General features: G+C 63.9%; 16 protein-coding genes. 1 reads left to right on the top strand and 15 read right to left on the bottom strand.

Features of this window, described 5'->3' with window-relative positions; translation table 11 throughout:
- Position 1: 1 nt before the first annotated feature.
- The 12 genes from ACFPFW_RS11755 to ACFPFW_RS11700 form a co-directional block, all read right to left on the bottom strand.
- Positions 2-829, bottom strand: coding sequence for an amino acid ABC transporter ATP-binding protein (locus tag ACFPFW_RS11755; RefSeq protein WP_114956118.1), 828 nt, complete (start codon positions 827-829; stop codon positions 2-4).
- Positions 826-1476 (bottom strand): amino acid ABC transporter permease, encoded by a 651-nt coding sequence (locus tag ACFPFW_RS11750; protein WP_114956119.1) that lies wholly within the window; start codon positions 1474-1476, stop codon positions 826-828. Before ACFPFW_RS11750 ends, ACFPFW_RS11755 begins: the two co-directional genes overlap by 4 nt.
- Positions 1473-2129 carry an amino acid ABC transporter permease gene (locus ACFPFW_RS11745; RefSeq protein WP_114956120.1) on the bottom strand — a complete coding sequence of 219 codons (657 nt, stop codon included), beginning with the start codon at positions 2127-2129 and terminating at the stop codon, positions 1473-1475. The genes ACFPFW_RS11750 and ACFPFW_RS11745 overlap by 4 nt, the downstream gene beginning before the upstream one ends.
- Positions 2130-2146: 17 nt before the next feature.
- Positions 2147-2992 carry a transporter substrate-binding domain-containing protein gene (locus ACFPFW_RS11740; protein WP_114956121.1) on the bottom strand — a complete coding sequence of 282 codons (846 nt, stop codon included), beginning with the start codon at positions 2990-2992 and terminating at the stop codon, positions 2147-2149.
- Between the two features lie 79 nt (positions 2993-3071).
- Entirely contained in the window at positions 3072-4022 is a 951-nt protein-coding gene (speB, locus tag ACFPFW_RS11735; RefSeq protein ID WP_114956122.1) for an agmatinase, read from the bottom strand.
- Positions 4023-4034: 12 nt separating this feature from the next.
- Positions 4035-5015: an agmatinase gene (gene speB / locus ACFPFW_RS11730; RefSeq protein ID WP_114956123.1), complete on the bottom strand. Its 981-nt coding sequence runs from the start codon at positions 5013-5015 to the stop codon at positions 4035-4037.
- A 4-nt stretch (positions 5016-5019) separates the two neighbouring features.
- Complete coding sequence (locus ACFPFW_RS11725) at positions 5020-5793, bottom strand: creatininase (RefSeq protein ID WP_114956124.1); 774 nt, start codon at positions 5791-5793, stop codon at positions 5020-5022.
- Between the two features lie 9 nt (positions 5794-5802).
- Entirely contained in the window at positions 5803-6498 is a 696-nt protein-coding gene (locus ACFPFW_RS11720) for an SDR family NAD(P)-dependent oxidoreductase (RefSeq protein WP_114956125.1), read from the bottom strand.
- Positions 6498-7256, bottom strand: coding sequence for an SDR family NAD(P)-dependent oxidoreductase (locus ACFPFW_RS11715; RefSeq protein ID WP_114956126.1), 759 nt, complete (start codon positions 7254-7256; stop codon positions 6498-6500). Before ACFPFW_RS11715 ends, ACFPFW_RS11720 begins: the two co-directional genes overlap by 1 nt.
- Positions 7253-8029, bottom strand: a complete 777-nt coding sequence (locus tag ACFPFW_RS11710; RefSeq protein ID WP_114956127.1) for an ABC transporter ATP-binding protein — start codon at positions 8027-8029, stop codon at positions 7253-7255. Before ACFPFW_RS11710 ends, ACFPFW_RS11715 begins: the two co-directional genes overlap by 4 nt.
- Before the next feature lie 7 nt (positions 8030-8036).
- Positions 8037-8897 carry an ABC transporter permease gene (locus ACFPFW_RS11705; protein ID WP_379770819.1) on the bottom strand — a complete coding sequence of 287 codons (861 nt, stop codon included), beginning with the start codon at positions 8895-8897 and terminating at the stop codon, positions 8037-8039.
- Positions 8898-8900: 3 nt separating this feature from the next.
- Entirely contained in the window at positions 8901-9878 is a 978-nt protein-coding gene (locus tag ACFPFW_RS11700; protein ID WP_114956128.1) for an ABC transporter substrate-binding protein, read from the bottom strand.
- Between the two features lie 103 nt (positions 9879-9981).
- On the opposite strand from ACFPFW_RS11700, the gene ACFPFW_RS11695 reads away from it, so the two are divergent.
- The gene (locus ACFPFW_RS11695) at positions 9982-10917 is read left to right on the top strand and encodes a LysR family transcriptional regulator (protein ID WP_114956129.1); all 936 of its coding nucleotides are present in this window, start codon (positions 9982-9984) and stop codon (positions 10915-10917) included.
- Here the strand turns inward: ACFPFW_RS11695 and ACFPFW_RS11690 are convergent.
- From ACFPFW_RS11690 to ACFPFW_RS11680, 3 genes are read right to left on the bottom strand one after another with little or no spacing between them, the layout of a single operon-like run.
- On the bottom strand, positions 10914-12056 hold the full coding sequence (locus tag ACFPFW_RS11690) for an ABC transporter ATP-binding protein (protein WP_417387723.1): 1143 nt from the start codon (positions 12054-12056) through the stop codon (positions 10914-10916). The two genes, ACFPFW_RS11695 and ACFPFW_RS11690, sit on opposite strands and share 4 nt — an antisense overlap.
- A complete protein-coding gene (locus ACFPFW_RS11685; RefSeq protein WP_114956130.1) occupies positions 12037-12843 on the bottom strand; it encodes an ABC transporter permease in 807 nt (268 codons plus the stop codon). Before ACFPFW_RS11685 ends, ACFPFW_RS11690 begins: the two co-directional genes overlap by 20 nt.
- Positions 12840-13703, bottom strand: a complete 864-nt coding sequence (locus ACFPFW_RS11680) for an ABC transporter permease (protein ID WP_114956131.1) — start codon at positions 13701-13703, stop codon at positions 12840-12842. Before ACFPFW_RS11680 ends, ACFPFW_RS11685 begins: the two co-directional genes overlap by 4 nt.
- Positions 13704-13726 lie beyond the last annotated feature (23 nt).

The following is a 13726-nucleotide window of genomic DNA, read 5'->3' as shown; positions in this document are numbered from 1 at the left end:
ATCACCCTGTGATTTCGGATACGGAGCCGCTCGCATTGCGCGACTTCCATGTGTCGAGGAACTGCGCGAGGCGGGGGCTCTCGGGTTTCGAGAACAGGCGCTGAGGCGGTCCTGCTTCCACGATCGAGCCGCCGTCCATGAAGATCACGCGATCGGCGACTTCGGCTGCGAAACCCATTTCATGGGTGACGACGACCATGGTCATTCCCTGCGAGGCGAGCTGACGCATGACCTCGAGGACTTCGCCGACGAGTTCCGGATCGAGCGCCGAGGTCGGCTCGTCGAAGAGGAGGATCGAGGGGTTCATTGCAAGCGCGCGGGCGATGGCGACGCGCTGTTGCTGGCCGCCCGAGAGGCGGTCCGGATAGGCGTCCGCCTTGTGGGCGAGGCCGACCGTTTCCAGCGCCTCTCGTCCGATCTTCTCGGCTTCCGCGCGGGTCATGCCTTTGACGATGCGCAGGGCGGCAATGACATTGCCGAGCGCCGTCATGTGAGGCCACAGATTGAACTGCTGGAAAACCATTCCGACGTTGCGCCGGACATTGGCGGTCTGGACCTCGGAATCCTTCTTCCGCGTGCCATCCGAGATCGAGTATCCGAGCAGGCGGCCCTCGACGTAGATCTCGCCCTCATCATAGGTCTCCAGGAAGACCATGCAGCGCAGCAGGGTGCTTTTGCCCGAGCCGGACGGTCCGATGACGCAGACGCGCTCGGACCTTTCGATATCGAGATCCACGCCCTTCAGGACCGTATTCGAACCGAACGTCTTGCCGACGCCGCGCAGCTGGATGGCGGCGTCACGCGCTCCAATGTCCCTCAACACGCTCATGCGCGGACCAGCCTTCTCTCGATTTGCCGGCTACCGAACGCGACCATTGCAGTTACGGACCAATAGGCGAGGCCAAGCAGCAGATAGGGTTCGACGACGACGAAGGTCTCGCTGACGATGCGCGTTGTCGTGAGCGTCAGTTCCGGCACGGTGATCACGGACAGCACGGCGGACTCCTTGATGATGCTGATCATCTGGTTTGTCGTCGGCGGAACGACGAGCCTCAGCATCTGCGGCAATTCGATATGACGGACGATCTTGAGCTTGGTGAAGCCGAGCATGCGAGCGGCTTCGACCTGGCCCGGCGGCACGGCCTCGAACCCCGCACGGAATATCTCGGCGAGATAAGCTGCGGTATAGAGCGACATGCCGAGCACGCCGGCTTGATACGAAGTCGGCAGGAAGCCGAAGGTCGGGCCGCCATAATAGAGGATGAAGAGCTGCAGCAGCAGCGGCGTGCCGCGCCAAAGCTCGATGTAGGAGCGGATCAGCCAACGCAGCGGCAGCCAGGGCAGGCGCGCGAGCAGCGCGACGCCGAGGCCGAGCAGAAGACCCAGGACCAGCGACACCGCGCAGATCTCGATCGTGACGAGGAGACCCCGTCCGATGGCCGGCGCGTATTCGGCGATAGCGGTGAAATCGATCATGCGGGCTTCGGCGTCAGCCGCCGTTCGAGAAAGCGTCCGAACGAGGACACCGCCGTCGACATCAGGAAATAGAAGAGGCCGCAGACGAGATAGGTTTCGAGCGGACGATAGGTCGAGGAGACGATCTGCTGGCTGATGCGCAGGAGTTCCGTCACCGCGATGATAGACAGGAGACCGGAACTCTTCACGACGTCAACGGCCTCGTTGGTCAGCGCCGGGATCGTCACGCGGAAAATCTGCGGCAGGAAGATGTGGCGCGCAATCTGGAGACGGCTGAAGCCGAGCATCCGCGCCGCCTCGGCGTGTCCGGGAGGAACGGTGAGAAAGCCGGCGCGATAGATTTCGGTCTGGTAGCCGGCTGTATTGAGCGTGAGGCCGAGGAGAGCGGCCGTGAGGGGCGTCGTTTCCACGCCGAAGTTCGGCGGGACGTAGAACAGGATCAACAGGACGACGAGGAGTGGCAGGCCGCGAAACATGCTGACAAACACCGCCGCCAGCGCCCGAAGGAAGATGTTCCGCGACAGCCGCGCCGCACACATGACGAGGCCGAGCGCGGCGCCGCAAAGCAGCGCCGCAGCCGAAATCCAGATCGTCGTCTGGGCGCCAGCCGCCATTCGCGGCAGCTGGGCTATGACGGCGGTGAAATCCAGCATCGACCTCTATTCCCCAATCACATCGTCGGTTCGCCGATGTCGTCGGGCATGTCGTAAGTGAAGCCGATCCACTTGGTCTGAAGCTCGGACATGGTGCCGGCTTTCTTGAGCTCGAGGATACCCTTGTTCAGGAGCGCGATCAGGCTCGCGCTGTCGTCTTCCTTGCGGGCCGCCCAGCCGAAATAGGTCTTCGGGCCGATCGTCTCCTTCATGTACTCGAACGTCTCCGGCTTGCTCTTCACGAGAGGAGCGACGTTGGCGCCGGACTGCGCGACGGCCTTGATGCGGCCGGCGGCGAGATCGGCATAGGCCTCGTCGAAGCCGACATATTCCTTGATCTCGGAGACGCCCTTGCCGCCTTCCTTCTCGAGCTTGGCGTTGAATTCCTTCAGGACCTGGAGCTGCGCGGCGCCGGTCTGGCTGCCAACGGGCTTGCCGGCGATGTCGGCCGGGGTCTTGATCGAGTCGTCGCCGGTCTTCTTGAGAAGGCCGGTGGTCGCCTCCGCGATCGGCGTCGTGAACGTGTATTTCTCGGCGCGGGCCTTGGTGATGGTCACGGCCGTGATGACGACGTCGTACTTCTTGGCGCTCAGGCCCGGCAGGATGCCCTGGAACGGCAGGTCGAGCTGCTTAACCTTCACGCCGGGCAGGTACTTGTCGAACACCAGCTTCATCATTTCGGGGCCGTAGCCGACGATCTTGCCATCCTCGACATATTCGAACGGCTGGAAGCGGGCTTCGGTCGCAACGACGATCTCGCCCTTCTTCTTGATGTCGTCGAGCAGGTCGGCCTTCGCCGCCGTCACGCCGAACACCAGTCCGGCTACGGCGAGGGCCATAGAATTCTTCAGCAGCTTGGACATGGAAACTCTCCGTCTTGGGGTTTGGAGATCCACGCAGCAAAGCGGCGCGAATGCCGACCGTCCGCTGCGAGGAAGGGTGCTATCGGGCATCGAGAATCCGCCCAATCAAATTGAGAAGGATCTGCGCCGCGAGGATCGACGTGACGCCGGCCGGATCGTATTCGCGGGCGACCTCGACGAGATCGACGCCAACGATCTTTCCGCGCTTGGCCAGGCCCGCGAGAAGCTCCAGCACCTCGTAGTACATGAAGCCGCCATGGCTCGGCGTGCCGGTGCCAGGCGCGATCGACGGATCGAAGCCGTCGATGTCGATCGTCACGTAGTAGCGTGAGCCGGCGGGCACGCGCTCCAGCACGGCATCGACACCGAGCTTCCGGATCTGGCGGACGCTGAGGATGTCCGAACCCATGCGGCGCGCATCCTCGTAGCCCTCGCGAGCGGTCGAGGAGACATTACGGATGCCGAACTGTGAGAGGCCCATGACATAGGGCTTCTCGGCCGCGCGGCGCATCGGGCTGCCATGACCGTTCTTCACGCCGTGGCGCTCGTCGACGAAGTCGAGATGCGCATCGATCTGGACGATGTGGATCGGCCCCTGGTCGTAGAAGGCGTTGATGCAGGGGATGTTGATCGAATGGTCGCCGCCGAGGACGACCGGGATCGCTCCGGCTGCGAGGATCTTGCGGACGCCGAGTTCGATATTCGCGTGGCTGCGGGTCGTGTCGGTGTGGATCATGTCCGCGTCGCCGATATCGACGATGCGGGTTGTCTCCGCCGGCAGGTAGACGGCGTCGTCCTCATGGTCGTAGGCGCCGGCGTGGCCGAACGAGAACAGGGTCGACGCCTCGCGGATGGCCCGTGGACCGGAGCGGGAGCCGGAGCGCCATTGGGTGCCAAGATCGAACGGTGCGCCGAGCACCGCGACATCGGCCTGGATGTTGTCCCAGTCCAAACACAGCGGGTATTTGCCGAACGTGCAAATGCCGACGAAGGGAAGGTCGAGGCGGCCGCTTTCATATCCGTGAGACATGTCGATCGCCCCTCAAGCCAGCATGGTTTGTGGCGCGGAGGCCGGGCGGCGCGTGGCGATTGAATCGGCGAGCACGCAAAGCAATTCGAACATCATGGTCGCGCCGGTCAGCGCGGTGATGCCGCCCTGGTCGAACGGTGGCGAAACCTCGACGAGGTCCGCACCGCGGATATCGAGGCCACGCAGGAGACGGACAAGCCGTTGCGCCTCGCGGGTCGTGATCCCGCCGATCTCGGGAGTGCCGGTGCCTGGTGCGAAGGAGGGGTCGATGACGTCGATGTCGAACGAGACATAGATCGGCTGTTCGCCGACGATCGCTCGCGCCTCTGCCATCACCTCGTCGACGCCGCGTGCCTCGAATTCCTCGATGAAGATCAGCCGGATGCCGGCCTGTTTCGCGAAATCGAAATTCGACGCGTCGGAAATGCCGCCGCGGAGGCCGATCTGGACCACGCGCTTCGGGTCGAGAAGCCCTTCCTCGATCGCCCGGCGGAACGGTGTGCCGTGGTTGTAGCGGCTCGTCCCGAAGAAGCTGTCATAGGTGTCGGAATGGGCGTCGAAATGGATCATTCCGAGCGGCCCGTCCGTCGCGATGCCGCGAAGGATCGGTAGCGAGATCAGATGGTCGCCGCCTGCTGTCAGCGGGACGGCGCTGGCTTCACGAACACGGCGATAGAAGGCCGCGATCTTGTCGAGGCTGTCGCCGAGATCGAGCGGGTTCGTCGGAACGTCGCCGCAATCGCCCGCACGGACGAGATCGAAGGGCGAGATTCCGGTCGCATGATGGACGCGACGGACCATGCTTGACTGATTGCGGATCTCGCGCGGACCGTGGCGTGGACCGGCGCGGTTGGTCGTGCCGCCATCGAAAGGCACGCCGATCAACGCGACCTCGACCTGTTCCGGCTCCGCCTGGGGCAAGCGCATGAAAGTCGGGACGCCGGCAAAACGCGGAATGAGACCTGAATCGAGAGGCTGGAAATCCTCGCTCATCGCGTCAAAGCCCAAACTCGATGCGGACGGCCTTGGTGATCAGCTCGACATGGTCGTCCATCAGCCACTGGCCCTTTTCGGCGGTCGAGCCCTGCGCGCGGGCGAGCACGCCCGAGGCCGGCACGAAGCCGTCCGGGATCGGGAACTTGTCGTAGGTCGGGAACTTGGCCGGACCGTCGCTCGGTATCTTCGACATGTCGACGAGGTCGGGACGCAGCAGCAGCATCAGCGAGGTTTCGAGCAGGCTCGCATGCTCCAGTTCGGTGCCGGGGAAGCCGTCCGGGAACAGCCTGTCGAGCGTCTCGCGGCGGACGAAGTCCCAGTATTCGAGTCGCATGAGCTGCATGTCGGCGATGCCGTCGCGGCGCAGTTCACGCAGGCCGAGATCGACGCCCTCGACTGCTGGCCAGGAGTTCTCGAAGTGTCCGTTGACGACGACGAGACGGCGCACGCCGTGGTGGCCGAGCGAGCGGATGACGTCGCGAACGACGAGCGAGAATGTGTTCGCGTCCAGGCTGGTCGTGCCGGGAAAGGCCTCGCCGCCGCCCGAGCGCGGCATCGACTTGTAGCCATACGGGATGGTCGGGGCGACGATGCCGCCGACATTCCTGGCCACACGCTCGCAGACGCCGGTCGGCAGGACGACATCCACGTTCAGCGACATATGCGGGCCATGCTGCTCGGTGGTTCCGAGCGGCAATAAGACCGGCACGTTCTCTTTCACCTTCGCCGCGAATTCGGGCCAGGTGAGTTCCGCCATCAGCACGCTATCGACCATGATCTGTCCTCAGTGCATTGCCGCGCCGCCATCGACGCTGATGCATTGTCCGGTGATGAAAGAAGCCGCCGGGGAGGCCAGGAAGACGATCGCGGCAGCGACCTCTTCCGGGCGGCCGATCCGGCCCATCGGGTTATCGATTTCGAGCGCCTTCTGCGCCTCGGTCATGCGCTCGAAGCCGAGAAGCGGCGTATCGATCGGGCCGGGCGCGACCGCGTTGACGAGAATGTCTGGCGCGAGTTCGCGCGCCCACGACCGGGTCAGCGAGATCGCCGCGCCCTTCGTCGCGCAATAACCGGACGCGCCTTGCCGCCCGAGATAGGCGAGCTCCGAGGCGATGTTGATGATCCGGCCGCCGGGCTTCATAGCTTTCAGCGCCTCGCGAGCGACGAGAAACGGGCCGCGCACGTTCACCGCGTACATCCGGTCGACATCAGCGATGTCGATGCTCTTCAGTGGCGCCTCTATCTCGATGCCGGCGCAGTTGACGACCACGTCGAGACCGCCGAGCAGTCGAACCGCATCCGCCACGCCAGCCACAATCTGGCTTTCGTCGGTCAGGTCGACGACCACCCAATTGGAATCTCCACCGACGCGATCGAGGCCGACCGCCTTCGCGCCGGCATTGCGCAGAGCCGCGAGTGCGGCCTTGCCGATGCCGCTGGCGGCGCCCGTCACAAGGGCGCGCTTGCCGTCCAGACCCATTACCAAGGCACTTCTCCACGATCGGCGCCTAAGCTCTGGCCGGTGACGTTGATGGCGAGATCGGACGCAAGAAACAGGTACGGGCCAGCGATATCTGACGGCTCCATCAGGCCGGGCAGGGCCTGCACGCCGACGATCTCGGCGAGAAGCTCGTCCTCGGGCTTTCCGGTTCGCTCGGCCATGCGTCCGAGCGAGCGCACGCTGGCGACGGTTTTGACCCAGCCGGGGCAGACCGCGTTGACGCGGATGCCACGCGGACCAAGCTCTTTCGCCCAGGTCTTGGTGAGGCCGATTACAGCGTGCTTGGACGCGACATAGGCCGAGAACAAGGGCTCCGCGACGCGACCCCAGACGGAGGCCGTGTTGATGATCGCACCGCCGACGCGGAGTCTGGGAAGGGCGGCCTGCGTGGTCAGGAACGTGCCGGTGACGTTGATGTCGACGATGCGCCGGAAGTTCGACTGATTGCCGGTACTGGTATCGTCGAGCGGCGTCATCAGTTCGAGGCCGGCATTGTTGATCAGGACGTCGATCTCGCCGCTTGCGGCGAACAGCGCCTGGACGTCATCCCAGCGCGAAATGTCGGCCTGATGTCCCTTCACGCCGAGCTTCGCGGCGGCCTCCGCGATGTCCGCGCCTTCAGACGCGATCTGCACCACGCAGCCGGCATCGACGAAGGCCTGGGCGATGCCGAAGCCGATGCCGCGGCTCGCGCCAGTGATGAGGACCCGGCGGTCCTGAAGGCCAGGAATGCTCATTCGTGTCCGGCTCCCGATTTGCGGAGCAGGCGCAGGATCTCGTTGCGGAGCTCGAAGAACCCGACGCTGTCGCGAAGATCGAGATGCCGGTCGGCGCCTAGCCGCGCGGTGATGTCGATATCGGCGACGACGCGGGCAGGGCGCTTGGAGAAAACGATGACGCGGTCCGCAAGGAACACCGCCTCCTCGACATCGTGCGTGACGAACACGACAGTCTTCGCGTCGCGCTTCTGGATGTTGCGAAGTTCGACTTGCAGCGTCTCGCGACGCTGAGCGTCGAGCGCTCCGAATGGCTCGTCCATCAGGAGGACATCGGAGCCTGATGCGAGCGTGCGGGCGATCGCCACCCGCTGACGCATGCCACCTGAAACACGGTTCGGATAGGCGCCGGAGAACTCGTAGAGACCGACGAGATCGAGATAGTGGTCCCGGCGGGCGAGCTTCTCCTCTTCCGTCAGATCGTGGCGGTAGCGCATGCCGAACTCGACGTTCTGCGCCACCGTGAGCCAGGGGAACGACGAATAGGACTGGAACATCATCCCGCGCCGCCAGTCCGGCGGACCGACGGGGACTCCCTGAAGCCGGATCTCGCCGCCCGACGGCGTATCGAGCCCGCCGATCATCCGCATCAACGTGGTCTTTCCACAGCCCGACGGACCGAGGAACACGACGAAGTCATTCTTCTCGATGCCCAGATCAAAATGAGGCGCGACAACCTCGATATCGCCGAAGGTTTTCGTGATGCGGTCGAAGGTGAGATAAGGCGTGTTCACCGGCGCCTCACAGATATTGGAAGGCGCGGCGATGGATCGCCCGCAGGATCTGGTCGGTGACCAGGCCGATGATGCCGATCACGACGACGCCGGCCATGACCTCCGGCGTCTTCATGTATCGGCGGGCGGTCCAGATGACGAAGCCGATGCCGCTGTCGGCCGCGACGATCTCGGCGATGATCAGATAGGTCCAGCACCAGCCGAGCGTGATGCGGAGATTGTCGACGAGGCCCGGCAGCATCGCGCGGAACGCCACGTCCTTGAGGATCTGGTGCGGCTTCGCGCCGAGCGTAGAAGCAATCTCGACATATTCCTGCGGGACGCGGCGCATGTCGTCGGCGACGAGCAGGACGAGCTGGAAGAACGTGCCCAGCCAGAGCAGGTAGATCTTCGTGCTCTCGCCGACGCCGAACCAGATGATCGATAGCGGTACGAGCGCGGGCACCGGCAGATAGCGAATGAAATCGATGACCGGTTCGAGCGGCGCGCCGATCACCCGATAGCTCGACATCAGGATGCCGATCGGGATCGCCATCGCCGCCGCGATGAGGAAGGCGACCCAGACGCGCATCGTCGAGATGCCCGCATGCCAGAGCAGGCTCTGGTTCACGATCATCCGGCCCATCGCTGCGATGACGGTGCTCGGCGCAGGGAAGAACACCGGATTGGTCCAGCCGAGGCGAGCAGCGGCCTCCCAGAGAAGCAGGAGGCCGACGCTGCCGCCGATGCCCAGCGCGATCTCGGCACGGCGGGCTAGCAGACCGCGGAAGACGAAGAACCGGGAGAGCGACGGCTTTGCGCGCACCGGCTCTTCAGTCTTGTCCTCGATCTGCCCCATGCCGGACACCGCCTGCGCCAGGTTTGTCACGGATTACTCCGAGACGCCCGCGAGAGCCGAAGGATCGATCTGCGTCGCCGGGTTCAGTTTGTTGTCCGCGGCGCCGTTCTCGAGGTTGAGCCCCATCACGATATCGAAGATGCCGTAGAGCGTGCCCGGCTTGTCCTTCGTGCCGATCAGCTTCTTCGTTTCGGCGAGGTTGGTGTAGCCGAGGCTCGTGTCGAGAATCTCCTTCACCTCCGCCTCGCTAAGATTGTAATGCGGCGCGGCGAGCTTGATGAACTCGGCCGGGTTCTTCTCGTAGAGGGCGACCGCCTGATAGATGCCTTTGAGGAAGTTCGAATACTTCTTCGGATTCGCCTTCAGGTCGTCCTGACGGGCGGTGATGACGTCGATGATGATGTCGCTGTCCTTCGACGACAGCAGGATCTTGCCCTTCCGGCCGGGGTTCGCGGTGATCGCCTGCGACTGGAACGGCTCATAGGTGCCGACGGCGGAGATCGACGTGTCGGCGAACACGGCAACCGTATCGGCGGTCGCGATCTCCTTCACCTTGAGATCCTTCAACGTCAGGCCGTCCTTCTTCAGCGCGAGCTGCAGGAGGAGACGGGCGGGGATGTTAGGCTCGACCGCGATCGTCTTGCCCTTGAGGTCGGCCACCGATTTGATCGAGCCGTCGGCGATGACGCCGTCGCCGCCCACCGACTTGTCGATCGTGCCGATGATGATGCCGGGCGTGCTCTCGTCGCGCGGACGGCCCTGGTGTTCGCCGACCGTCCGCATGTCGACCTCGATGTCTCCGCGCGCGTAGGCGGCCATGACGTTCGAGCGATCGTCTTCGAACTTCATCTGGACCGTCAGGCCGAGGTCTTTGAAATATCCCTTGTCGATGGCAACGAAGACCGGCGCGAAGCCGGGCCAGGTCGGGGACAGGACGCGGATCGTATCGGCTGCAAAGGAGGGGACGGCGGTCCCGATCAGCAGCGCGGCAGCAAGGACGGGGCGGAACATCGACGCTCTCCAGAATGCGGGACGAGCGGAGGATCGGCCAACTTCACATCGAAGAAAATTGCTTTTAGTAGAAGGATACATCGAAAAATGCAGAAGTGATTTCATGCGCCGTCTCGACAACATCGATCTCCGTCTCCTCCGCGTGTTCGTCGCCATTGCTGATGCTCACGGCTTCGCCGACGCGCAGATCGCACTCAATCTCTCGCAATCCACGCTTTCGACTCACCTGACCGCGCTGGAACGGAAACTCGGAGCGCCTTTGTGCGAGCGAGGGCGAAGGGGTTTCCGGCTGACCGAGTTCGGCGAGACGACCTACGCAGCGGCGCGGCATCTCTTCTCAGACATCGAGAGCTTCGAGGCACGGCTGGGGCGTGGACGCGGCAAGCTGGCCGGCCGACTACGCATCGGCATCGTAGACGGCGTCGTCACGAGCCAGGAACTCGGACTGCAGAGCGCGATCGGACGCTTCCGCGAATATGCGCCCGACGTGTTTCTCGACCTGTCGCTCGGCACACCGGCGGAACTCGAGCGTTGGGTGACGGACGGCCAGCGCGACCTCGTGATAGGACCCATGTCGCAGAAGGCTCCGGGCGTCCGTTACATCGCCTTCTACCGCGAGCCCCATGCCCTCTATTGCGGCAAGGACCATCCGCTGTTCTCCAAGAAGGACGAGGCGATCGACAGGCCGGCTATCGAGAATGCGGCGTTCTCGGTCCGGGGCTATCTCCACTTCGACGACCTCTATCGCCTCAATCATCCACGGCCGGCCGGTACGGTCGTGCATATGGAAGCCCAGGTCATGATGGTCCTGTCGGGCCGATTCATCGGTTTTCTTCCGCGCCATATCGGCGAGGACTGGGTCAGGCGTGGCCTGATGCGCGCCCTCAAGCCGGAGAGCTATGGCTTCGCCTCGCAGCATTTCCTCGCGGTTCGCATGGTCGACGCGTCCCGGCCGCTGGTGAGTACGTTCGTCAGCGAGCTGCTGGGGCGAGAGATACCGGGGCGTTTCGCGGAGCCATCCGGGACGGTCGCGAGTTAACCGGCGTCCCTCGACGCGGAGAAGGCCACTCCCGCCGAGGCAGGCAGAACGAGGCCGACATTCGCTCCATCCGGCCAGCGCGCGACCGCGTCCTGTCCATTCAGCCGTGCCATCACGGAGCCTTCGGCGAAAGGCGTTTCCATATAGAGGTCGGTGTAACCGCCCTGGTAGACCTTCGCTGTTACGCGACCGGCAAGGGTACCGGGTGTGCCGGCATCCGCGACCGCGAGGTCTTCCGGCCGAACGAAAAGGTCGGCAACTGGTTCGGCTGTGGGATCGTAGACGTCGGTCGACCGAACGCCGACGGTAACCCCGCCAACGGACACCGTGGACGGGGAACGACGCTCGGCCTGGAAGACATTCGTGTCACCGACGAACGAAGCGACGAAACGGTCGGTGGGTTGACGATAAATCTCGGTCGGCGAGCCGATCTGCCGGATCATTCCGGCGGACATCACGGCGATGCGGTCCGACATGCTGAGCGCCTCGCTCTGGTCGTGAGTCACGAAGACCGTGCTCACGCCGAGGCGGCGCTGGATCTGCTTTAGCTCGACCTGCATCGCGGATCTCAGGTTCTTATCGAGAGCCGAGAACGGCTCGTCCAGCAACAGGACCTTCGGCCGTATGACGAGCGCGCGGGCCAGCGCCACGCGCTGCTGCTGGCCGCCCGAGAGCTCGCGCGGCTTGCGATCGCCGTAGCCGGGGAGCTTGACCAGTTCCAGCGCCTCGCGGACGCGCTGCGCGATTTCGGCTTTCGGGACGCCGCGCATCTTCAGGCCGTAGCCGACATTCTTGGCGACGGTCATGTGCGGGAACAGTGCATAGTTCTGGAACACGATGCCGACATCGCGGCGATAGGCCGGCTCGTCGGTGATCGGCACGCCGTCGATGAAGATTTCCCCTCGATCGGATTCCAGGAAGCCGGCGATCAGATTGAGGATCGTGGTCTTGCCGCACCCCGATGGACCGAGCAGCGTCAGGAATTCGCCTTTCTCGACGGTCAGCCACGCTTCGTGCAGTGCGGTCGTGTCGCCAAAGGCCTTCGATACGCCGTCAATCTTGACCGCCGGCGTGTTACGGCGCGACGAAGACTGAGCGGCCGGTGCGAGATGCTGCGTGTTAGTGAGCATGGTCGACATTCAGGACTTTCCCGAGGCCAAGATAGAAATTGGCGACGGTGAGCAGGGTGGCGGTGATGACGATGTAGATCGCCGAAAGAGCGGCGAGCGTCGGATCGGCGTATTCGCGAACGTAGTTGTACATTGCGACCGGCAGGGTCTGGGTCGCCTGGCTGGTGACGAACAGCGAACCGGTGAACTCGTTGAAGGACAGGATCGCCGCGAACAGCCAGCCGGAGATCAGGCCCGGCGCGAGCAGCGGCAGGACAATGGTGACGAGAACCTTCCAGGGCGGCGCGCCGAGGCTGGCCGCCGCGAGTTCAAGACGCTGATCGAGGTTCTGGAGTGAGATGTAGACGCTTCGGATCACGAACGGCAGCACGATCACCACATGGCAGAACACGACGACCGCGAACGTCCTGCCGAAACCCATCTGCGATGCGAGCATCAGCAGTCCGAGTCCGATGGTGAAGTGGGGAATGATCAGCGACGACATCAGCACGCTTTCGAGCACGTGCTTGAGCGCGAAATCGTAGCGGTGCAGGGCGTATGCGAACGCGGCGCCGACCGTCAGCGCGATCGACGACGCCCAGAGCATGACGATGAGCCCGTTGCGGAAGCCGTGGCGGAAATCGTCGTAGGTCAGTGCCCGCTCGAACCATTTGAGCGAGAACGCCTGTGGTGGGAAGGTCAGGATGGCCCGGTCGTTGAAGCCGGCGATGACGACGACGACCGCAGGCAATACGAGAAACGCGACGACCGCGACCACTGCGAGCCTGAGCGCCCAGTCTAGAGGCGACCGGTTCATGCCTGACCTCCCAGTTGTTCGAGAGGTCGCGTCGCGCGCTTGAACAGCGCCAGAACAATGATCGTGAAAGCGAGCCCGGCCAGGCTCAGCGCCGCCGCGAACGGGAAATTGAACGAGGCGAAACCGAGCTGATAGACCAGCGTCGAGATCGTATTCACCTGACCGCCGCCGATCAGTTGCGGTGTCGCGAAGGCGCTGAATGTCCAGGCGAAGGCCGTGGTCACGCCGGCGATGATGCCGGGCATGGACAGCGGCAGTGTCACGGTCAGGAAGGTTCGGGCAGGGCTCGCGCCGAGACTGGCGGCGGCCTTCTCATAACCTTGGTCGATATGGGAGATTGCGGCCGAGAGCATGATCACCATGACGGGCAGGGTGACGTGCACCAGCGCGACGACGACGCCGAACGTCGTGAACATCATCTGGAGTGGCCGATCGATCAGGCCGAGATTGAGCAACACGCTGTTCACGAAGCCCGAATTGCCGAGCACGATGATCCAGGAATAGGTGCGCACGACTTCGCCGAGGAACAGCGGCGTGACAGCGGTGACCAGCAGCGCGGATTTCAGGACGCGGCTCTTCGCGCGCACGAGCATGAAGGCGAGCGGATAAGCGAGCACCAGCGTGATGAGAGCGGTCTCGATGCAAATCAGCAGCGTATCGAGGAATGCCCGCGCATAGATCGGCTTGCCCATCTGCGCGAAATTGCCGAGCGAGAAGCCGCCGGGCTCGAGCTCACCCGGGATGTAGGCCCTCAGGCTGAACTGCAGGATGGCAATGACCGCTGCGCTGAAACCCACCGCGATCAATGCGGCCGGCGACACGAACAGTCGCAGGAAGGGGCGGTCGGATAGGGCGGACAATGCCGGGTCTCCTTGTGGAGGCG

Origin of the sequence: Flaviflagellibacter deserti, from assembly GCF_042652085.1 — a bacterium.
GTDB classification, from domain to species: Bacteria; Pseudomonadota; Alphaproteobacteria; order Rhizobiales; family Methylopilaceae; genus Flaviflagellibacter; species Flaviflagellibacter deserti.
This window is presented reverse-complemented; position numbering and strand designations above follow the sequence as displayed.